Source organism: Streptomyces sp. NBC_01508, from assembly GCF_045040315.1.
Taxonomy (GTDB): domain Bacteria; phylum Actinomycetota; class Actinomycetes; order Streptomycetales; family Streptomycetaceae; genus Streptomyces.
This window is the reverse complement of sequence record NZ_CP109419.1, coordinates 4,957,158-4,978,650: the sequence shown is the minus strand read 5'-3', so window position 1 is coordinate 4,978,650 and position 21,493 is coordinate 4,957,158. Positions and strand designations below refer to the sequence as shown.

The following is a 21,493-nucleotide window of genomic DNA, read 5'->3' as shown; positions in this document are numbered from 1 at the left end:
GCCTCGACCGAGCGGGCGACTGGGTGCGGCACGAGATCGAGCTGACGCTCGCCGCTGGGAAGACCGTAATCCCCCCTACTCCTTGACGCCGCGGAGCCGTCGGCGCCCGAGCTGCTTCCCGCGTCAATCGGTGACCTCTCCCTGCGGCAGGCGCATCGCGTTACCGCAGATGGCTGGGGCGCGGCTACCGAGGAGCTGATCGCTACCCTGGAGACCCTGGTGGCACCGGAGTGGGCGCCGATCCCCTCCGAAGATCGGCCACCACGACGGCCCGGCCAGCTGCTCGGCTGGGCCACCGGCCTCCTCGCCACCACGCTCTGCGTCCTCGTGCCGTGGGCTGCGACGGCAGGGCCGCCCCCAGAACCGGGCGGCGCCCCGGTCGCCCTGCTGCTGGCCCTGGCGTCCCTTGGGCTGATGGGCATCGTCCTGGTCGCCGTACTGCTGTCTGGCGGCCTGATGCGCCGCCCCATCCAGGCGTGGGAACGCAACCTGCAGGACGCGACGCAGCAGAACTACCTGCGGGCGACCTTCCCCGTGCCAGTCTTCCTCCTGCTGTTCGCGACGGTCCTGGTGATCCAGGCGTGGGGGCGGAGCCCTGGCTTCGCCGTCGTGCTGATGCTGGGCATGTGTCTCGCCGTCGGCCCGATGGCAGCCCGCTTCGTGCGCTCCCTTAAGAAAGATCGCGAACGGTGGGTTCAGTGGCCGGAGGCGGTACCCACGACAGCTCCGATGGCGGTGGTACGGCGAGAGATCGCTCGCCTCGACATGCGTACGCAAGAGTGGAGCGGGCCGATCCGGCGAGAGCAGCGGGACCGGGCACGCTTCGCGCTCGGAGAGCTGGCGAGGGCGGTGGCGGCACACGGGCGGGCGGCGGAACGCGGGCGGTTGCTACGGCTGCGTGGGGCGCAGCCCTGGGCTTTCAGCGCGTACGTCCTGTGGTTGGCACTCACCGTCGCCCTCACGCTCGCCTGGACTTTGCCCCTCGGCGTCCAAGGCGGTGGTGGGACGACGCTGCACGCGGCGCCCGTGGTCGCTGGAGTTGTGGGGTTCTGGCTGGCCTGGGCGACCATGGAGTGCGCTTACCACTACCAGCGGTGGCAGCGTCAGATGATTCATACAGAGGCGGTGCGACGGCTCACTCTGAATAGGGGTGCGGGTCGACACGACGAGTTTGCCGTCCCGTACGCGGCTGGCGACCACGTGAACGTCCAGGCAAGGGCACTCGCCGTGCAGTCGGCTTGTCCAGTGCGTCGGTCAGCGAACCGACCCCAGCCCCGGGGGCCAGGACGCGCACGGTATAACTCAGTGCGTCTAGGCGAGGCATCTAGACGATCACGTCAGCGACTGGTTCAGGAGTAAAGAACTACCCCCGGGCGGCGTGGGTACCCGAGGAGCGAGCACACGGAGCGCCTCCACCCATCGCGCCTCGGTGTTCTCGATCTTCCTCAGCCGCTAACATCGTCCTGACCAAGGCAGATGACCTCGGCGACCTTCCTGCCCTTAGCTCCCCAGGCGCTGGTCGTCCTCAACAGCCACCAGCTCTGCGATCTTGATGGCAACTACTGCCATTGAATCCTCAGCCGTGTCCAACCCGTTTCGGGATGCAAGTAGGGGGCTGACGTTCCGGAGTTCGCCGTAGGTCGTCTCGTGTATGACAGGGAGCAGCAGGTCACGCGCAAGGAGCTCCGAGAGCTCCTTGTCAGAGACGCCACCGCGCTCGAGGCGTGTCAGTAGCGCAGGGGTGACCAGAACGAGACCTGTACGGGACCTCGCCAACCCCTTGTCGATTTCCCGCATGAACGGCAGGCCGAGCGCGATGTTCCTCTCGCTGAACCAGACCGACACGCCCTCTGCTTCCAGCAGGTCATACAACTCAGTGGCAGCACTGCGCCGGTCATCCCACGCGTGGCAGAGAAAGACATCGCAAAGGTCGGGTTGTTGGCTCGCGCGCAACACGGCGGCGTCGCGAACAGGAGCCAGCCCCTTCACCTCACCGGGCGTGTAGATCACGGAGGAGGTGCTCGGCGACCAAGGCGCCCGCATTTTGCCGCTACTGGTCGCACCGCCCCCACCACTACTCCGCGGCGTATGGACCGGCGGCGGGTAGTAGGACCGGGGTGATGAGTACCCGTAGCCTCCACTGCTGCACGCGGGGCACGCCGCACGTCCACTGGCAGTCCGATGACCCTGAGCTGGAGCAGTACAACGACTCATAACTGCATGATATTCGTGTGACCACTGTTAAGTAGCGCTATCACAAGAAAAAGACGGCCGAGTACAGTTCAGTCCTTGGGGTCGCCAACGTAACTGATCCTGTGGTGAGGCGACTGGTCAGGTCAAGGCCGTGGGCGAGACGCCGCCGGGTGGCCTTGATGTCCGGCAGCGGTGACTTCTCGTCGGCAACCAGCTCCAGAAGGGCGGCGATCCGTGCGAGCCCCTCAGGGTCGTCGCTCACGGGCAGCCACTCGAAAACCCATGAGCTACCAGAAGTTCCCGAGCCATCGCACGCAGGACAGGGCGTCCAACAGGAATTGGTCCGCCTCCGGTGTTCCGGCCATCGGGGGCGGTCGGTGCTCGCGGCCGACGGCAAAAGCGTTTGTGATCCCTGTGGCGTTGGGCACCCCGGACTCAACTACCAGCCGCAGGATACTCCGGGCTGCAGTCACGCGAATGCCCTCGCACAGGAACTTGTAGCGGAGCGCGTCAAGGCAGAAGCGCGAGGCGAGCCAGGCGTCCCGGAGGGGATCTGTCCGCGTCCGGTCGGCCGAGGTCAGCCTCGTCCAGAGGATGTTCTCCGCGGTCTGCGCCCAGAACATCCCCTCAGCCACCAGAGCTCCCGCAGCCGGCCATGCCACTCCTGCCTGCTCCAGAGAGCCCAAAACAGCGTGACGTTCAGACAGAAGCCGACAGGCGACGAGCGGTGTTCGGGCCACCGCGGCGGCCTGGGTGACGTTCACTCTCAGGGTGGCTACATGCCGGTTCATGGCCGTCGCACGGGAGCGCCAGTACGCGCCATACGGGTCACCGTCGACGACGATGGTCATGTCGATGTCGCTGAAGCGGCTGACAGAAGCAGGGTCGAGTGCCGATCCCGTGAGGGCAACCGCTAGGACATCTCCCTCTCCAGCGAGCAGCTTTCGAGCCCAAGCTGCGATTTCCCCGGGCGCCGGAAGCGCGGGCACCCCGGGCCGTTCTACGTCAGTCACTCCTGCCCTGCGTGGTGCTTCTGCCTGCGGCCCATCGACAGTCAGAACCCTTGGCACCTGCAGAGTGCGGACCGTCAGTTCGACCCCGAGCAGGCTTCTGAGCGCGGCAGCGACCACCGTACGCTGTACGTTCGAGGCTGGCCGCTCGTCCCGGTGCTCTAATACCACCTCGTCACCCTCGCGGACGACGCGAGTCACACCCAGGTCAAGTTGTCTGCAGAGCTTGGCAAGATCGATCATCCGCAGGCCCCGGCCACTCGGGCCGGTAACCAACACATGCTCGGACCGGGCCATCAGCAACCGCAGCCGAGGGCCGGAACGTGCACAGTCGCAGGGACCGTCGACCCAGACTCCCGTGTCTCCGGTCAGGTAGCGGATGAGCGGCATCGCGTGGTTCGCGAGAGGGGTCACGGCAATGTCGCCGGGCACGCCGCTCGATAGCGGGAGCCCCCCGTCTCCGATCACTTCCAGGAAGGCGCCAGTCTCATCTACGTGATAGTTGCCGGTCTCCCCGCATTCGTGTCCGACGATACCGGCCTCGGCGAGTGTGTAGAGCGCGGTGACATGACAGCCAAAGGTCTGTGCCACCCGTGCGCGAACGCCCGGTGTGACGTGTTCGCCGGAGAGGACAACCAGTCGCGGTGGTGCGAGCCGGCCTGGCCATCGGCCTAAACGGTCGCACAATGCGGCCATCACACTGGGCATGGCGGTGATCACCTGCCCCGCCAACTCTTCAACGGCATGGCTGAACTCCTCGTCGGGCAGCTGCCACGCACGACTGAGATTCCACTTCGACAATCTCGTGTTGGGCGGTTCAGGCGCCACTGAGGTCCGGGACACTGACGCCAAATGGAGCGTCAGGTGAAGGATCGCGAAACCGGTGCGGGCTCCGACATGGCTTTCCACATGCCGTATCAAGGAGGCGAGTTCCGCTCGCTGTGCCGCTTCGTCAACGACGATCTCCAGTGGTGAACCCGTTGTACCCGTGGTGTGGACGGTGCGCCAGCGCAGCGGGTCTCCCTCCGTTGACCACAGACGGGGCCGCTCCCGTCTCACCTTGTCCCGCTGCAGCAGGGGGAGCCGACGCAGGACGGCGACCGCGTTGTCAAGCGTGACGGGGGTCTGGGGAATCAGCCTTTGGTAGTACGGGACATAGCGGCGAGCGTGGTCGAGTAGTTCAGCGAGAGCCGTGGTCGTGCTGTTGGTCATTGCGGGAGCCAATCGATGGCTTCGTGGTCGACGTCCGACAGAAAAACGGACATTTCCTCGATGTCATGACCGCTGGAGACCCAGAAGTGTGAGAAGGCGGCCGGGTTGCCGTCCTCTTCCCTATTTTTCGCAGGTGACGGACGCAGGGCTCCACTTCGGTATTCCATCATCCTGATCAGCTTGTGAAGCTCCGCAGATGATCCTCCCTCAGCAGACCACCGGCGCAGCAAATCCGCCTGGAATCTCTCAGTGTCCAAGGACACCTCCGACCCCCCTGCCCCGTGGGCCGGCAGCAGCAGATACGTGACGAGGAGGGCACCCGTGGCCTTGCTCAAGCGGGTGGGAGCGGCTTCCAGAAACGCCTTCCGGAGGTATCGAGGCACTCGCGCTCTGCGCAAGACGGACTTCATCACCCGTGCCGGTGCATTGCGGCCTGCACCTCTTGCCCACCTCACTAATCCGCCCGACCTGTCCGGGGACGGGATCCTGCCCTCAGATTCTCCAGACGCCACACCAGACGGTCTACTGCTGCCCGCACCACCGGGTCGTTCGCCTGCGCCAACGCCGCCTGCCTGGCCACTTCTAGGGCCCGGGCGGTGAATCCCTGACTTTCGTACACCAGGGCGAGCGCATGCAATGCTCGCGGCAGATCGCTGTGCACCGAGAGTGCGCGCATCTCCCGCACCACCCGTTCCAGGCGAAGCGCGGACGCCTCACTGCTCCCCTGCTGGAACTCGCATATCGCCAGGCTCGTCTCCGCGTCCATTCGGTGCCGAGGGTCGGCTTCGTCTCCGCCCGCGGTTAAGGCTGCACGATAGGCAGCCACAGCATTCTTGTACTTTCCCCGGCGCAGATGGACGTTTCCTTCCAGTTTGTGTGCAATCAACAGACCGCCCGCGTCATCGTCGCGCATCCGCAGCTCTACGCAACTTTTCAGTTCCCGCAACGTGGACTTGCCATCTCCCTGCAGATAGGCGAGAAATGCCCGCAACCCTGCCAGATCACCCTTCATGGAGCGCGAGTCCAGTGTGCTCGTGACGGTTTCGGCTTCACGTACGAGATCCCAGGCAGTGCGGTTGTCGCCGAGCTGCCCTACTTTGCGCGACATGCGGACACGCAGGTGCACTCGTGCCGCGTCGTCCCGCAGGTGGTCGGCGGCGCTAATGAGGGCCCTGGCGAGCAGTACGTACTCCTTCCAGAAACCGCCGACGTTAAGCCGGTCGAGGAAGCCCAGAGGAACGGTCTCCCGCAGTTCACGCCACAGTCCGGCGGAGACCAGCATGAGCACGGTTGGCGGCAATGCCCGGGCCATGGACGCAAGGGTCGTGTCGTCCGCCTCTCTGACAGCCTCGCCGAGTTGGACCGTGACATCGAACAGCGCCGCTCGCCGAGCGGACGGGTCAACGATGTCGAGCGCTTCCGTGACGAGCCGCGGTACCTCGATAGCGTCGGCGATATGACTGACAAGGCAGCGACTGGCCAAGTCCTGCAGGGCGGGGGTGAAGCCGGGCGGCAGCACCACCCCGGCCTTCAGGAGATCTGCAAGCGGCACCTGATCAAGCACCACAGCATGGGCTAGGGCTCCCCGGTGTGCGAGAGGCAGTTGGGAGACGACTGTGGCCACCAGGGTCCGCACGGAGAGGACATCGGCTGGCAGCTCGGGATCGACAAGCAAGGGCGTCGGTACGAACCTGGTGTGCGCGAGGAAGGTTCGCAGTGCGAGCGGATGAGAGAGCACGTCGCCCGGAAGTCTGTTGGCAATGTCTTCAGGATCAACCGACAGGCGCATGCTCTTCACGACATGGGTGATGAACTCGATGCTCTCCTGTCGTGACATTGGGGGTACGACCACATGACCGACCTCATGACTGGCGCCAAGATGACCTCGCGCGGTGGCCAGAACCAGGGCTTCCGGTAGCGACGCGAAGGCCCGCAGCACCGTGTCCGCGAACGGGCCGGAGTCAAGGTCGTCCAACAGCACCAGGAGCCGTTCGTCGGCCACTTGGCGCAACAGTAAAGCGAGCGCCTCCGGCCATTCATGCCGGTACAGGTCCTCCATGGCAAGCCCCTTGCCGAAGGTTGTGGCTAGCCAGGTGTTGACCTCGTCCACGAGGTAGCGCGGCTCTATAGCCGCCGTCCCGCCCACTGGTAGTGCGAGAACGGTCCGGCCCGAGCAATTCTCGTCGGCTACGTCGCACAGAGCGCTGGTCTTGCCAACGCCCGGCAATCCGTACAGCACGAGGGGTGGGCTGCCTGCTGCGATTGCTCTACGAGCCGCTTCCACGACGGAAACGCGCCGCCAGTTGCCCGCGATGACGTTGAAGCGTGATCGGAAGTATGTCTGGGCTGGCTCTTTCGACGCGACCGCCGGGGGTGGAGGGCCCGGGGCCTCCCCGCGTATGCCCGCGATGATGCCTTCAAATTCGAGGATGCGGTCCTGTTCAAGGCTCTGACGGTAGTCGCAGGCGGCGAACCGCCCCAGGAAGGGGACGGATCTCCAGGCCGAATCGGCGGAGCCGGGCAGCAGGATGGGAACGATGCGCATGGTCTCGCCCCTGACCCGCTTTTCGATCGCGGCGTGCACTTCCTCACTCTGCCAAGGACCGAAACCGTTCGGGCCACACATGACAAGACAGCACGGGGTGCTGTCCAACGCCTCGCTCAGGGCTTCCTGCCATGGCTCGCCTCGCACGAGACACCAGTGGTCGAGGAACACATGAAAGCCCCGCTCACGGAGTTCCTCGGCAAGCGTCTGTACAACGTCCAGGTCGGCGGAGTTGTAGCTGATGAACGCGTCATATGTCGGCGTGGGCCGTAAGTCTTCATTCCGCACCGATGCAGGGTCCCCTCGATGGACATGACCGACGATCCATACGAACTGCTGAACAGCGGGCCGAGCCGATCCTCACATCCACGACAGCTACGGATCGAGGCATCGGCGCCCTTCAGGGTATCTGGTGGCCAAGAATCCCATGCTCGGACGCCAAGGCTTGGTCGGCCATGAACGGGCTCATGGATTCGGCTTGGCGTTGCCTGCCGCCACGGTCGGCGAGGCGACCAGCCGACACCCGCAGACCGGGCTCCGTTGGCAGATAGGGTTCCCGCGAGACGAGTGCATCGACCAGCGCGGAGCCAGAGGACGTCATTGGGAGAGATGCGGCTGTTGCAGGAGCCGCCCCAGGACAAGACCGAGCTGGACGAACTGACTCAGCGGATCAGATCCAGAAGACAATCAGCACAAGATCGACCACCACCATAGCCCCGCAGAACAGGACGAGCGTCTGAGACAGGACCGCGCCGCGAAGCGGGGTGTCAGCGAACCGCCGGTAGCAAGCCGCACCCGGCCATGCGTGAGCGATGCGTGAGCGGACTGCCAGGCATGGGGCGTCATGAGCAATACCGGGCGGGCAGCCGTATGGCGCTGATCAGGGGAAACAACACCGCTTGGCAGCGCCAAGCACCCCTCGGCAAAGATTCAATCCCGCTCCTAAAGCGGGTGTCGCAGGTTCGAATCCTGCCGGGGGCACGCTTGTCCCCCGTGTGACCTGCACGTTCTCACGAACGTTCAGGCGCGTCGGGGGACGTTCGAGCACCTTCGGGAACCAAAATCGGCTCCCGTCCGCTCCCACTTCGCAGGTGAGCGCCGTCGTGCCGACGAGCGGACTCCCGCGCCTACAGGCACAGCAGGCGGCCGACGGCGACGCCGATCAACGGCACATCGAGGTCCAGCAGGCAGCGCTCCTCGTCCGGCCGCTCAGGATCCACGCTCGGCCTGGGAGTCGCGGGCCCGGAGGGTGACGGCACCTCCGGCGCTTCGGGACTGATCTCCCCGGCGGAGACGGCAGCTTCCGAAGGCGACGGCAATGCGGACGGCAGCAGCTCGGATGCCGACGGACCCGACGTGGGTGGGCGGCTGCTCCACGCCGGCCCCGGCGGCTCCGCCCGCGGCGGCGTAGTGACGGTCTGCGGCACGGTCATCGTGGGCGCGGTCACCGGCGGACGTTCACCGCCCCCGCCCGGCCACACGGCGAGCGCCAGGGAGGCTGCCCCAACGGCCGCCGCGATCAAGCCCGTTGCCACTGCCCGCTGTTCCCCGTGTGCCTCACGCCACCACGCCACGGGGTGCGGCGGCGGTCGGGTGGCAGGGCTGCGGTCGCAGGGTTGGCTAGTGGTGGGTCGGGGTCCGGGGGTTGTGGCGCGGCGGCAGACGAGCGCGTCGGGATCGCTGGCCGGCGGATGGAGGGGTGGCACCTGGCTCAACGACGGCATGACCGCGTATCCGGCCACGGTGCTGGGCGCGACCGCGGCTGAACGCCTCGGCGTCGGACACGCCAAACCAGGCACCCAAGTACTCATCGGCGAGCGCTGGTTCACGGTGGTGGGCATCCTCGACGAGGCGCCCCTCGCCCCCGAACTGGACACCGCCGCCCTTGTCGGCTGGCCGGCGGCCCAGACCGAACTCGGCTTCGACGGCTTCCCCACAACCATCTACACCCGCACCCAGGACGCGCACGTCGAGCAGGTCGGCGCCGCGCTGGGCGCCACCGCCAGCCCCCAGGCCCCTCCGACGCCCTGGCCGCCAAGCAGGCCGCCGGCCAGGCATTCACCGGCCTGCTGCTGGGTGTCGGCGCGGTGGCCCTGCTGGTGGGCGGTGTCGGCGTGGCCAACACCATGGTCGTCTCCGTCCTCGAACGCCGTGCCGAGATCGGCCTGCGCCGCTCGCTGGGCGCCACCCGCGGCCATATCCGCACCCAGTTCCTCGCCGAATCGCTGCTGCTGTCCGCCCTCGGCGGCCTCGGCGGCGTCCTTCTCGGCAGCGGAGCGACCGCCGTGTTCGCCCTCTCCCAGCGCTGGCCCACGGTCGTACCACCTTGGGCACTGGTCGGCGGGATCACCGCCACTCTTGCCATCGGCGCGCCGGCCGGCCTCTGCCCCGCCGTCCGCGCCTCCCGCCTGTCCCCCACCGAAACCCTGGCCACACCATGAACCACAACTGCCGCCCCTCCACCCGCGCGTGCGTGCGTGCGGTGACGACAATGGCTCGTCCCGACCTGCCCATGCCGCGCGGACCACGGCTCAGGCGCGCTGGGCCCGGTCGTAGACCTTCTTGGCCGTGGCTCCCAGAATCTCGCCGTACATCTTGGTCGGGGCCGTGGAGTCGAGTGAGGCGTTCATCGAGACCAGGGTGCCCTTGCCGGTGGTGGTGTTGAAGTCGGCGAACCAGGGGCCGCCGCTGGCGCCGCCGTGCAGATTGCAGGGGATGACCTGCGTGCCGTGTTCCTTCTTCGCCTTGCCGACGCAGCGCAGTAGTTCCTCACCGAGCTGCGGGCTGGTGGCGGAGTAGCCGAGGGCGGAGATGGTGCCGCCGACGGGGCGGTTGAAGGCGATGGCCTGGCTGCCCACGACGTCGGTGAGCTTGCGGCCCTTCTTGTCGGCGTCGACTGTCAGGGCGGCCATGTCGTTGACGGAGTCGTTCTCCCAGCTGCGCGGGGTGGCGGCGCTGCGGACCGCGAAGGCGCCGTGCGGCTGCTTGCCCTTGTGGTAGCCGGGGACGAACACCATGTCGGTGTTGGTGTTGTAGGGGGAGGAGCCCCGGCGCACGCAGTGGGCCGCGGTCGTCACGACGGACTTGTTGGCGCTCTTCACGGCGGTGCCCGTGCACCAGGTGTCGGCGCCGTCGGCGTTGACGAAGAAGAGCCTTCCCACGGTCTTGAGGGAGGTGCCTCGCCAGGGCTTGGCGTTCGGTCCGGTCGGGCCGAGGTCCACGGACTTGCCGGTGGCCTTGATGCGGGCGGGTGTCCAATAGGCGAGGGCCGTCTTACGCTCCTGGGCGGTGTACGACAGGACGGAGACCGGGTCGGCCGCCGCGACGGCGGCCCGGGCGGGCGTGGCCGTCGCCGCGGCCGGGGCGGCGAGGGCGAGGACCGTACCGGCCACGGCGAGTCCTGCGACCCGGCCACGGAGGCGCCGGATCACGGAAGTTGAGGTCTCGGGCATGGCAGATGTCTCCTCGGCTGATTCGGCTGATGCGGGTGAGGCGGCTGATGCGGCTGATGCGGTCGGCGGATGGGCGGTCCGTTCGTACTACGGGAGCGAGGAACCCGCCTGCCCGGTTGTCGCTGTCGACGTCCTGTGACACGCACGTGCGGATACGCGAACACACGCCCGCGAGAACCGCTCCCGGTCCGGGGCCTGTTCCTCGGTGACGCTGTCGGATTCCCCGAACAGACGGGGATGTTGTGGGCATCATGGAAGTGCGGAGACGCGGCGGCGGTCGGGTGCGGCGAGTACCGGCTTCGGCACGTCAGCGTGTGGGTCACGACGGAATCGCCCAACGACGGACAGGTGGGTCAATGCTGACGTGGATCGAGGCCGCGGCGTGTGGTGCGGGTGGCGGGCTGATCGCTGAGGCGGTCGTGACCCTCGGCCGTCTTCGTGAGTGGCAGCAGGCACGGCACGCGGCGCGGGCCGACGGCGAGGCGCTTCCCGACGTCGGCCGGTTCGTGGATCCACTCGCGGACTCCCTCGCGGCGCTCCTCCGCGTGGCGCTGGGAGGCGCGGCCGGATGGCTCCTCCATACGGAGGTGACCGGCATGTACGCGGCCGTCATGGTCGGCGCCTCCGCGCCCGCGCTCCTCGCCCAGGTGGGCAGGGCGGCCACCCCCGCCGAGGCCCTTCGCGGCCGGCCGGGGGGCGACGAGCCGAGGGGCGCCGCGTCCGAACCGGGTGCAGCGGCACCTACGGGACCTACGGGTGCCGCGAGTTCGCCGGGGCTCTCCGCGGTCGCCGGTGACGGTGAGGCGGCATCATGAGCGCGGCTGTGTTCGCCGGGCGCTGGTGGCGGTCGTTCACCGGCGGGCGGGCGCCTCAGCCGCCGCGCACGCCCGGGCGTGGCCGGGAGGGCAACAGCCTGCGGCTGCGGATCTGGGCCTCGTTCGTCGGCCGGGACCTCCCCCCGTCGCGGCGCGGTACGGAACCAGCGACGGAACCAGCGACGGAACCGGCGTACGAGACTCCGGCCGGCCTGTCGCGACCGGTTCCGCCGCGGGACGAGCCCCGGAACCGGCAGCACGCGAGCCCGCTCGCCCCTGGGTGGTTCGCGCTTCCCCCGCTCCTGACGGGGGGCGGTCTGACCGCCTCGGGATCGGACGCGGTGGTCCTCGAAACGTCGGCCCCGGACGGCCGGTCCAGGTTCCTGGTGCGCCGCCGCGACAGCCCGCCGTCCGACCTGCGGCCCGGTGTACGCGCCGAGTACAGCCTGGAGTTGGTGCTGCGCGGTGTCGACGCCCAACGGCCGATGGTGACCACCGTCGAGTACGCCACGGCGGACGGCGCCGGGCAGGTGCTGCTCGTGCCGGTGGCCCGGGGAAGGGTCGGCCCGCCCGCCTCCTACGTCCGCCTCCCGGGCTTCTCCGCCGGGACGGCGTGGACGGCGTGTGCTCCCGCTCCGGTGACGTCGGGCACCGCCTGGGATGCCGCGACGGTCGCGGGCTCGGTCCGCGCGGCGCTCAACGAGGCGACCCGCGACGCCTGGCGGCAGGTGGCGGAGCTCGTCGGTGACGACCTGCGCGGCGTCATCGAAGGCGAGTTGGCGTGACGGCCGTTGGCGGTCAGCACGGCCCCGAAGGGCCGGGCAGCGGGAGTGAGCCGGGCGCTTCGAGGGCGCGCCGGCTGTTACGGCGCCGACCGCTTCGGCGCCAACCGCTTCGGCGCCGGGCGCGTGCCGGGCCGGGCCTCCTCCCGGCGCGGGCGGCACTCGACGACGTACTCACAGGCGCGACGAGCCCTCAGGCCGCCGCCCAAGAGCTGCTCGGTGAGCGGCAGTTGTGGTGGAAGTGCTGCGGCGAGGCCTTCTGTGCCGATCCCTCCTGGCTGTTCGACGGACGCGGAGAGGATCTGCGCGCCTGGCTCGACGCAACCGCGCCGGACCACACCGCGCCGGACCACACCACGCCAGACCACACCACGCCGGATCTCTCGGCCGGCTCCGTCATCACACCCGCCGAGCACGCGTGGCTGCTGAGCCGGGCCCTGAGCGAGCCGCCGGACCGGCGCGGGAGACCCGACGGGGAACACGACGGGACGACGGCCCGGTTGTCCCAGGCGTGGGGGCACAGCGGACTGATCTCGACGGACGCCACCGCCGGGCTCGCGCACCCGTCCGGCCATGCGCTCGACGGACTCTCCCCGCGCGTCGCGGCCGGGCTGCGGGCCGTCGTGGATCGGATTCGGGAGCTGCCTCCCACCGAGGGGTCGAACGGCCCGAGGAACATGCTCGTGATCGCCGCCCTGCTGATGGCGGGTGCGGAACCGCGGCGGCGGCCCGTCATCCGCGTACCGGTGGTGTTCGGGCGCTCCGCCGAACCCGTGGGACAGACCGCCCCGGAGGGCGCCACCGGCGTTCTGGAACTACGCGAACTCCCCTCAGGACCAACCGGGTTGTACCCCGATCCACGCACGATGGCGGGAGTACGCAGCCCCAACGGACAGTTCGCCGCCTCGCTGGGCCACGCCTGGAAGGCGGCCGGACCCCGCCGCGAGGGGCGCTGCGTGTTGTGGCGCCTCGTCCTGTCCGACGAGCCCACACCCCCCGCGTGGATCGACGGCCCCTCACTCGGCGCGGCCTTCGCGCTCGGCCTGCGTGAGCTCGTACGCCGTCCGCCGTCCCACCGGCCCAGCCTGGCCGCGATCCGCGGTGTCTTCTACGGATTACGCCCGCGAACCGCGGTCACCGGCGCGCTCGACGGCGGCGAAGACCTGTTGAGGGTCGCCGACATGGAGGCCAAGCTGCTGGCCGCGCGCCGCAAGGGCTTACGGCTCGTCGCGCCGGACGAGAACCGGCTCGACGTCGCCGCGGCTCCCGAGCCCGGCGAGGTGAGATTCGCCGCGAACCTGAGACAGGCCGACCGGTACGCCCGAAGACTGCGCACCGGCCGCCTGGCCGTGGCCGCGCTCGTGATCGCGGCGTCCGCGACCGGGATGTTCGCCCTCCAGCAGCACGACTCGGCACGTGCCGAACAGCGGGCGGCCGAACGCCAGCGTGGCCTGGTCCTGTACAACCAGACCCTCGCCACCGCCGACCGGCTGCGCGGCACCGACGTGTCCACGGCGGCCCAACTCGCCCTGGCCGCGCACCGGATGAACCCGACCGGCGACACCTACTCGCGTCTGGCCACCGCCGCGAACAGCCCCCTGTCGACGCCCGCCGCCACCGCTCACCGTGACAGGATCTGCGCCCTGGCGGTCAGCGCGGACGGCCGCACCCTGGCCACCGGGAGCGTCGACAACACCGTGCGGCTGTGGGACATGTCGAATCCCTCCCGGCCGGTACCCCGGGGCGAGCCCCTCCGATTCGGCGGCGCGATGTGCTCGCTGGCGTTCAGCCCGGACAACCGCACCCTGGCCACCGGCGGCTACAACCGCGCGGTGCGGCTGTGGAACGTCGCGGACCCGGACCGGCCCAAGCCGTTCGGCCCGCCCCTGCCCGGCTACGCCAAGACCACGATGGCCGTGCGTGCCCTGGCCTTCAGCCCGGACGGCCGCACCCTGGCCACGGGGAGTTCCCCCAGCAGCGGGGTGGCGCCCATCACCGATCCGGGGCTCCGGCTGTGGGACGTCTCCGACCCCGCCAGACCCGGACTCCTGAGCCGGACCATGAACGGCGCCATGCACGTCGAACACCTGGCATTCAGCCCGGACGGGCGCACTTTGCTGACCGGTCCGTCGAGTACGTCCTACTTCCGGCTGTGGAACCTGTCGGACCCGAAGCGCCCCAGAGCCCTGGGCGCGGGCTCGACCGGCCACAACGGACAGGTGCGCGCGGTGGTGAGCAGCCCGGACGGCCGCACTGTGGTCACCGGCGGCGACGACCAGACGCTGCGGGTGTGGGACGCCTCGGACCCGAGCAGGGTCAAGCCCGTCGGCCGGCCCGTCTCCGGCCTGACGGGCGGCGTGAAGTCACTGGCGTTCAGTACGGACGGACACACCCTGGCCGTTGGCGGCGGTGACTCCATGATCCGGCTGTGGAACATGTCGGACCGCAGCGCTCCCGCGTCCCTCGGCTCGCCGTTGGCCGGCCATCCCTCCGTTGTCGACGCGCTCGCGTTCACCCCGGACGGCCGCACGCTGGTCGGCGCCGACCAGGGCACGGCGATACGGCTCTGGGACCTCCCCGCCCGTCTCCTCACCGGCCGCACCCTGGGCTACTCCGTGCCCAACATCGTCAACGCCCTCGCGTTCAGCCCCGACGGCCGTACGCTCGTCAGCGGCCACTTCGACAAGTCGATACGGTGGTGGAACGTCGGGGATCCGGCCCGGCCGACTTCGCTGCGCCCGCCCGTGACCCGGCACACGTACACCGTGTGCGCGCTGGCCTTCAGCCCCGACGGTCGTACGCTCGCCAGCGGCAGCCACGACCGGACGGTCCTGCTCTGGGACGTCTCGGACCCGAAACACCCCAAGGCTCTGAGAAAGCTGACCGGCCACGAAGGTGCCGCCTGCACGCTGGACTTCAGCCCGGACGGCCGCACACTGGCCACCGCCGGCGAGGGTGCCGTGTTCCTGTGGGACGTGTCGGACCCTGCCCGGACCAAGGTGCTGGGGCAGCCCCTGGGCGAGGCCACCGACGAGGTCGACGCGCTTGACTTCAGCCCGCCCGGAAGCCCGCCCGGAAGCCCCCTCGGACCCACCCTGGCCACGGCCGGCGACGACGGACGGACGCGGATGTGGGACGTCTCCGGACACGGCCGGGGTGGCCCCGGCCCCCCGGACGAACCGCTGAGTGAACGCGCCGCACGTGTCGGCTCGTTGGCCTTCAGTCCGGACGGACGCACCCTGGCCACCGCCGGCTCGGACGCGGTTCGGCTCTGGGAGGTCTCCGACCCGAAGCGGCCCAGGGCGCTGAAGACGCTGACCGGCCCCACGGACTCCGTCGGCGGGCTGGTCTTCAGCCCGGACGGGCGGACACTGGCGGCCCGCGAGGGCAGGACGGTGCGGCTGTGGGACGTCTTCGACCCGAAGCGGGCGGCACCCCGGGGCGAACCGCTGGAAGGCCACTCCAGCAGCCTCTACACCCTCGCGTTCAGCCCGGACGGCCGAACGCTGGCCAGCGGCGGCAACGACCAGATGATCCGGCTCTGGAACATGAACCTGAAGCAGGACATCGAACGGATCTGCGCCGTCACCAGAAACGCCCCGGCGGCCGACGCGTGGAGCCGCCACATCAGCGGCGGCAGACCCTTTCCCGAGCCTTGCTGACGGACCGTCAGGACGCGCTCGTGGCAGGCGCTTCTCCACGCGCGGTGCGCGCAGCCGGACGGCCATGGCCGCGCCGACGCCGCGCCGACGCCCGCGCCGCGCCCGCGCTCTCGCCCGCCACGTGGACTGCCCCAACTTCTCGTCTCGTAGGGCGGTTCCACCACATAATCGCTCAAGGCCCATACCACACAGGGCACTTGCGGACATCAGCACCGACGGGGGACGCACATGGGGAGTGACGCCGCATGTCCGGAATGAAGCTCTACTCACTCGAATCCAACGATCCGCGGCAGCTCGGCCCCTACCGATTGCTGCGGCGGATCGCCACGGGCGGGATGGGCCGCATCTATCTCGCGCGGCGGGAGGCGGAGGCGGCGAGTGCCGCCGGCCCCACCGGAACCGTGGTGCGCCATCCGCTGGTCGCGGTGAAGACGCTCCTCGCCGAGGGCTTCGTCAGCGGGCCGGACCGGGACCGGTTCGCCCGCGAGGTGGAGCTGGCCGGACGCGTCGAGAGCGCGTCCACGGCCAAGGTTCTGGACTCCGACGCGACGGCGAGGCGCCCGTGGCTGGCCATCGAGTTCATTCCGGCACCCAGCCTGGCCGAACTCGTCTACGAGGCAGGGACGTTGCCTGTTGACGCGGTGCGCTGGGTCGCGGCCGAGGCGGCCCGTTCGCTGGTCGAACTGCATGGCGTGGGCATCGTCCACCGGGACGTGAAACCCCAGAACGTCCTGCTCACCGGGGACGGCCCCCGCCTCATCGACTTCGGTATCTCGCACGCCCACGACCAGACCAGCTCCGCGACGACGATCGGCAGCTTCCCCTTCACGTCCCCGGAGCAGGCATCCGGCAGGAAGTCCACCACCGCGTCCGACATGTACTCGCTGGGCGCGACGCTCTTCTTCCTCGCGGTCGGCCGCCCTCCGTACGAGCAGACCGACCACTCCATCGGACTGCTGGCCCTCGTCCAGCGCGCCGAGCTGGACACGGAAGGGCTGCCTCCGGAACTGGAGCCGCTGATCCTCCCGTTACTGGGAGCCGAGCCCGGGGAGCGGCCCGCACCCGCCGACGTACTGCGGGACTGCCTGCGCGACCTCGGAGCGCCGGCCGCGACCCGGCAGTCCGCACGGTGGCTGCCGCCGGAATGGACCGCGCTCATCGAGGAGTACGCGGAGCAGGGGCGCCAACTCCAGGACGGCACGATCGACTTCGACGCGGCCGACGCCCGGACGCGGGTGGGGCGGAGCCCGGAAGAGGAGCGCGAGCTTCAGGAGCAGGCGCGCGAGGCGGCGGAACGGGCGGAGAAGGAACGGGCGGAGAAGGAACGGAGAAAACGGAAGGAGCAGAAGAAGCGGAAGGAGCGCAGGGAGCGGGAGGAACGCGAACGCGTATCGCGGGCGCGGCCTCAGCCCCCCACCCACGGCGCCACCTCGACGCCTAAGCCCACGAGGCCGACGACGTCCACCACCCCGGCCACGTCCTCCGCCTCGCAGGTGTCGAACGGCTCCGGTGGCTGGGGCGGCGGCCTGTTCGTGGCCGTGGCCATCATCGGGCTGCTGCTCTGGCAGCCCTGGGGCGACAAGGACGACAGCGGTCCGGAGAGCAGCCCCCGGCCGACATACAGCTCCGGTCTGGACACCACGTCCGGCTCCGACGGTGACGCCAACTCGTCGAGCGGCGCCTCGGACGACTACGAACCAGAACCCGCGCCCGAGCCGGAACCAGAACCGGAACCGGAACCGGAGCCCAGCTCGCCGGAGCCCGACCCCACCGAGGACGCCTTCAAGGCCGTCTCGGTCGGGGACTGCCTGGATGTCTTCGACACCGGGTACGGAGGCAAGGAGAACTACGACTGGAGCGAGGAAGAGCCCAACACGACCTCGTGCGGCAACGCACGCGTGCGCGTCTACGGCACCACCGGATCCTGCACCAACACCCAGGACCAGGCGACCTGGTCGTACTACTCCAGCAGCAGCGGGAAGCGGACCGCGCTCTGCCTCGAAGGCCAGTACGACAACGGCGACTGCCTGCTCGCCGACAACAGCGGGGGCTCCGCCACCATCGCGCTGCTGTCATCCGTGAACTGCACGGACAGGGAAGTCCCCAACGCGTACAACGACATCTTCGTCATCACGGCCATCTACCGGGCGACGGCGAGCACCACCACCGCCGACTGCCGCGCCGGGCAGTACGACACGAACACCTACTGGTCCCAGAAGGTCGACGACGGCGCCACGCTGCTGTGCATGAAGGCGTACGACTGAGCCGTGATGCCGACATCACGGCATCACGGCATGCCGGCATCACGGCTCGTGGCCGGTCGGCACGACGCGGGAATCGAAGGTCCAGACGTTGCCTTCGTTACGGCCGCCCCGGCGCATGACCGTGCCCAGCAGGTCGGTGAGTTCGTCCGCCACCTCGGCCAGCAGCTCGGCGCCGAAGACACAGAGGGATTCCTCCCAGGGGTGCCCGAATGTGCCCAGCCGCAGGTCGGATGTGAGGTAGAGCGCGTAGTCGCCCTCCCGGTAGGCGACGCCCGGCCACCGGGGGCGGCCCGGTCCGTCGACGCGGCGGGGGTCGAAGCGGTAGCCCTGGTGGTAGGGGTCGTCGTAGTAGAGCTGTTCGCCCGGCCGGGCGCAGGCGCGGAGGCCGCGGTGGATGATCCGGTCGAGTTCGGGGCGGTGCCGGGCGGCCGGGGTTCCGGTGGTGCTCCCGACGTGCCAGGTGACGGAGGCGGGTGGCTCGGTGATGCCCGGGTAGTGGCTGATGCTGGGCCTGAGGTCGAAGCGGGCGTCGAACCGGCCGTGTATGTCGTCGTACTCGGGACCGAGCAGCAGCATCCGCACCGGGCGGGTGGTGGCGGGGGTTCCCTCCGGTGTCCAGTGGAAGGACCGTACGGTGGTGATCTGCCGGAAGCCGATCGCGAGGAGCGCGTCGCGCAGGGCACCGTCCGCCTCGGCGACCAAGTAGCGCCGCTCGGCGCCGCGGCCCCCGAAGCCGCCGGAGCTGCCGGAGCGGTTCCTGGCCCAGGCCGCCCAGACCGGTACCAACTCCGTGTGCGTGCCGGTCATTCCGCCGATCGCGACGAACTCGGAGTCGTCGACGAGACAGGCCCATCCCGCGCCCAGGACCGCCCCGTCCCTTCTCAGGACATCGACGTTGAAGTCCCGGTGCGGCAGCAGGCCGTCCGCCTCCAGCTCCGTCAGCGGTGTGTGATGGGGTCCGGATACGGCCGCCGTGCGGCGTACCTCGTCCCAGAGCCGTTCGTCGCCGTACCCCAAGGTACGCACTCCGGTCCCGGGTGCCCCGTGCACCGGGCGGGGTATCGCTTCCAGCTCCGCGACCAGCACGGCGCGCTCCCAGCCCGCCGTGAAGCCCGCGGCCGTCAGCCTCTCGGCAAGGCTCGGCCCCGGATCGTGGGCGTAGACCTTCCACTCGACGGGCTCGAACCGCGCCGCGAATGAGGCCTGTTGGCGGTCGATCAGATCACTTGCCACATCTCCCGCCAGGGCATCGGGCCGGTGGCCGATCGTTCCGTGCGTGCCGTAGTGCGTCCGCACCAACCGGCCGTCGTGTTCGATCACGGCGCCGATCGGCGCTCGCGCGGGAGCCCTGCCTCTCAGTTGCTCATCGTGGATCACCAGCAACTCGTCCACACTTCTGGGCGCCTTGCCCACCCCCTTGTCCTCCGGTGAAACTCTAAGCCCTGTCCGGTGGCGGGGGCACAAATAGTGACGCGGTCGGTGCGGGCCGCCCCCGACGATCACGGACCCCGGTCTCGGGGTCCGCACGCGCCCCGCACAACTGACACCACGCCATGACACGACGGCACGAAAGTCGCCAAGCGACGTTTGCGGGCAATTCGGTCGCGCTCCGGGCACTCCGTGAATCCGGACGAGCACGGTACGGCGCGGCGTCGATCAGCTCCTCCGGGCCTACGAGCCGAGGACCCCGGGAGCTGGAGTCGGCGGTTTCCCCACGACGGTAGATTGACACGCCCGTTGACCCGGCACCGCACACCAGGGAAGGCCACATTGCCCAGGCTCCATGTCGTCACCGGTGCTCCCGCAGCCGGAAAGTCCACGCTCCTGCCACACCTGGCGGCATACCCGTTCGCCACTGTCGACTTCGATGAGCTGCCGGAGCGGGACGGCATGCTGCTGGGCATCGACATCACCTCGCCTTCGGCGAGCCCGGTGTGGCCCGCCTACAACAAGCTCTGGGTGAAGATCGCGACCATGCTGCTCCGGGCCGGCAGACCCGTCCTGATCCTGTGCCCGCTGACCCCGGCCGAATGGCTGGACGCGTCCGCGCACACCACGGGCGGCCCGCCGCACACCGCCTGGGCGCGCCTCGACTGCGCCGACACGGACAGACACGACCGCCTTGCCGCCCGCGGGTGGGAGCCCGGCCAGATCGAGGAAGCGATCGAGGACGCGGCAGAACTCCGGGGCGTGGTGGACAGGGAGTTCACCACCACCGGCCGCGGTCCCGCCGAGACCGCCGCGGCCCTGGCCCACTGGATCACCGGCGGCGCGCGATAGGGACGGCCCTGCGGTCATCGCGGAAGAAGGGCGTGTTTCCTGGCATTGGCGCGGGGCGGTGTGTGCGGGGTTGCACCTTCCGTAGCGGCATGTGGTCCGGTGGACTTACGTCCCGGTCCCTTGACCAGTGGACTTACGTCCCGGTCCCTTGAGGAGAGGTCCCCGCTCATGCATTCGTCCTTCATGCCACCCCGCCAGGTCAAGATCGGTGACGCGGCGGCCTTCGCCGGCAGCACGCCGCGGGCGATTCGCCATTACCACGAGATCGGCCTGCTCCCCGAGCCTGAGCGGGGCGGCGACGACCGCCGCCGCTACGGGTACGAGGACATGATCCGCCTGCTGTGGATTCGCAAGATGGCCGACGCCGGGATCGCCCTGGACGACATCCGTGACGCCTTCGCCACCGCCACGGCTCCCGCCGGTGCGGACAGCGGAGACGGTATGGCGGGCATCCTGGAGCGGTTGGAGGAAACCCTCGCCGAGCAGGAGGCGGAATCGCGGCGGCAGCGGACCGCCGTGCGGCGGATGCGCACCGAAGGCAGCCGGATGGGCCTGCTCTCCGACTTCGTCACCGACCGCCTCAAGAGCCTGCCCAAGGGCTCCCTGCGTCAGGCGGACCTGGACAGTCTGCTGGTCACCGAGCGGATCTTCGGCCCGCTCGGCGCGGCCGTCCAGGCCACCCGCTTCGTCGTCCTGGCCACGCATCCCACGCTGCGGGAGGACTCCGACCGCATCGATGACGCCGAGGAGGCACTCGATGACGGCGTCGCCGTCGATGATCCACGGGTGGCTCAAGTGGCCGTCGAGCGGCACGCCTTCGAAAGCGCCCTGCATGCCGTCATCGAGGAGTCCGGCCTGGACAAGGACGACGATGCCCTCTTCGACGCCTGGGACACTCTGCACCCCGCTACCGCCGATGACGACGAGGCCGAGGCCGACCTCAGCTCTGACAGTCGGGAGTCTGGCTCCATGAGCGCCTTCGAAGCCATCGGCAAGATGCCCTACGACTTCTCCCCGGCCCGCCTGCGCTGTATGGAACTGGCCGAAGAACTCTCCGCCCAGGACTCATCCGGTACCTGAAACACGGCCTGGCCCTCGGTGGCCTGGTGGAATCCCGGGCGGAGAGCGGTCGTTGAACGGTGCGGTGGCGAGAGGACGCCAATGCTTCATGGCGGCGGTCGCGGACTGTTTCACTGACAGAACGAGATGACATATCTGTCGGACATTCGGCACCGTTGGAAGCCGCGAGGGAGACGCCGATGAGAGTTGGGCCGATGT

Annotated in this window: 14 protein-coding genes and 1 pseudogene; 8 read left to right on the top strand and 7 right to left on the bottom strand. The window is 69.3% G+C overall.

Going from position 1 to position 21,493, the window contains the following annotated elements:
- Window positions 1-219 precede the first annotated feature (219 nt).
- Window positions 220-1,359 (top strand): hypothetical protein, encoded by a 1,140-nt coding sequence (locus OG700_RS23200; RefSeq protein ID WP_405616552.1) that lies wholly within the window; start codon window positions 220-222, stop codon window positions 1,357-1,359.
- A 141-nt stretch (window positions 1,360-1,500) separates the two neighbouring features.
- On the opposite strand, the gene OG700_RS23195 is transcribed toward OG700_RS23200, so the two are convergent.
- The 5 genes from OG700_RS23195 to OG700_RS23175 all read right to left on the bottom strand — a co-directional run bounded on the left by OG700_RS23195 (window position 1,501) and on the right by OG700_RS23175 (window position 7,248).
- Window positions 1,501-2,010 (bottom strand): toll/interleukin-1 receptor domain-containing protein, encoded by a 510-nt coding sequence (locus OG700_RS23195; protein WP_405616550.1) that lies wholly within the window; start codon window positions 2,008-2,010, stop codon window positions 1,501-1,503.
- 244 nt (window positions 2,011-2,254) lie between these two features.
- Complete coding sequence (locus OG700_RS23190; protein ID WP_405616548.1) at window positions 2,255-2,455, bottom strand: hypothetical protein; 201 nt, start codon at window positions 2,453-2,455, stop codon at window positions 2,255-2,257.
- 25 nt (window positions 2,456-2,480) lie between these two features.
- A complete protein-coding gene (locus OG700_RS23185; protein ID WP_405616546.1) occupies window positions 2,481-4,415 on the bottom strand; it encodes a phenylacetate--CoA ligase family protein in 1,935 nt (644 codons plus the stop codon).
- Window positions 4,412-4,672, bottom strand: a complete 261-nt coding sequence (locus tag OG700_RS23180; RefSeq protein WP_405616544.1) for a hypothetical protein — start codon at window positions 4,670-4,672, stop codon at window positions 4,412-4,414. Before OG700_RS23180 ends, OG700_RS23185 begins: the two co-directional genes overlap by 4 nt.
- Window positions 4,673-4,869: 197 nt before the next feature.
- Complete coding sequence (locus tag OG700_RS23175; protein WP_405616542.1) at window positions 4,870-7,248, bottom strand: TIR domain-containing protein; 2,379 nt, start codon at window positions 7,246-7,248, stop codon at window positions 4,870-4,872.
- A 1,407-nt stretch (window positions 7,249-8,655) separates the two neighbouring features.
- Here OG700_RS23175 and OG700_RS23170 point away from each other — a divergent pair.
- A pseudogene (locus tag OG700_RS23170) lies at window positions 8,656-9,401 on the top strand (ABC transporter permease); the annotation flags it as partial.
- Between the two features lie 90 nt (window positions 9,402-9,491).
- Here OG700_RS23170 and OG700_RS23165 read toward each other — a convergent pair.
- Complete coding sequence (locus OG700_RS23165) at window positions 9,492-10,412, bottom strand: trypsin-like serine peptidase (protein WP_405616539.1); 921 nt, start codon at window positions 10,410-10,412, stop codon at window positions 9,492-9,494.
- 356 nt (window positions 10,413-10,768) lie between these two features.
- Here OG700_RS23165 and OG700_RS23160 point away from each other — a divergent pair, with 356 nt between their 5' ends.
- From OG700_RS23160 to OG700_RS23145, 4 genes are all read left to right on the top strand, one after another.
- Window positions 10,769-11,227, top strand: coding sequence for a hypothetical protein (locus OG700_RS23160; RefSeq protein ID WP_405616537.1), 459 nt, complete (start codon window positions 10,769-10,771; stop codon window positions 11,225-11,227).
- Window positions 11,224-12,012, top strand: coding sequence for a hypothetical protein (locus tag OG700_RS23155; RefSeq protein WP_405616535.1), 789 nt, complete (start codon window positions 11,224-11,226; stop codon window positions 12,010-12,012). Before OG700_RS23160 ends, OG700_RS23155 begins: the two co-directional genes overlap by 4 nt.
- A complete protein-coding gene (locus OG700_RS23150) occupies window positions 12,009-15,671 on the top strand; it encodes a hypothetical protein (RefSeq protein ID WP_405616533.1) in 3,663 nt (1,220 codons plus the stop codon). The genes OG700_RS23155 and OG700_RS23150 overlap by 4 nt, the downstream gene beginning before the upstream one ends.
- A 245-nt stretch (window positions 15,672-15,916) precedes the next feature.
- Window positions 15,917-17,935, top strand: a complete 2,019-nt coding sequence (locus tag OG700_RS23145; RefSeq protein ID WP_405616531.1) for a serine/threonine protein kinase — start codon at window positions 15,917-15,919, stop codon at window positions 17,933-17,935.
- A gap of 39 nt (window positions 17,936-17,974) precedes the next feature.
- Here the strand turns inward: OG700_RS23145 and OG700_RS23140 are convergent, their stop codons facing one another.
- On the bottom strand, window positions 17,975-19,348 hold the full coding sequence (locus tag OG700_RS23140; protein WP_405616529.1) for a DUF2716 domain-containing protein: 1,374 nt from the start codon (window positions 19,346-19,348) through the stop codon (window positions 17,975-17,977).
- Between the two features lie 357 nt (window positions 19,349-19,705).
- Here OG700_RS23140 and OG700_RS23135 point away from each other — a divergent pair, with 357 nt between their 5' ends.
- Window positions 19,706-20,215 carry a hypothetical protein gene (locus OG700_RS23135; protein ID WP_405616527.1) on the top strand — a complete coding sequence of 170 codons (510 nt, stop codon included), beginning with the start codon at window positions 19,706-19,708 and terminating at the stop codon, window positions 20,213-20,215.
- A 168-nt stretch (window positions 20,216-20,383) separates the two neighbouring features.
- Window positions 20,384-21,295, top strand: a complete 912-nt coding sequence (locus tag OG700_RS23130; protein ID WP_405616525.1) for a MerR family transcriptional regulator — start codon at window positions 20,384-20,386, stop codon at window positions 21,293-21,295.
- Window positions 21,296-21,493: the final 198 nt, after the last annotated feature.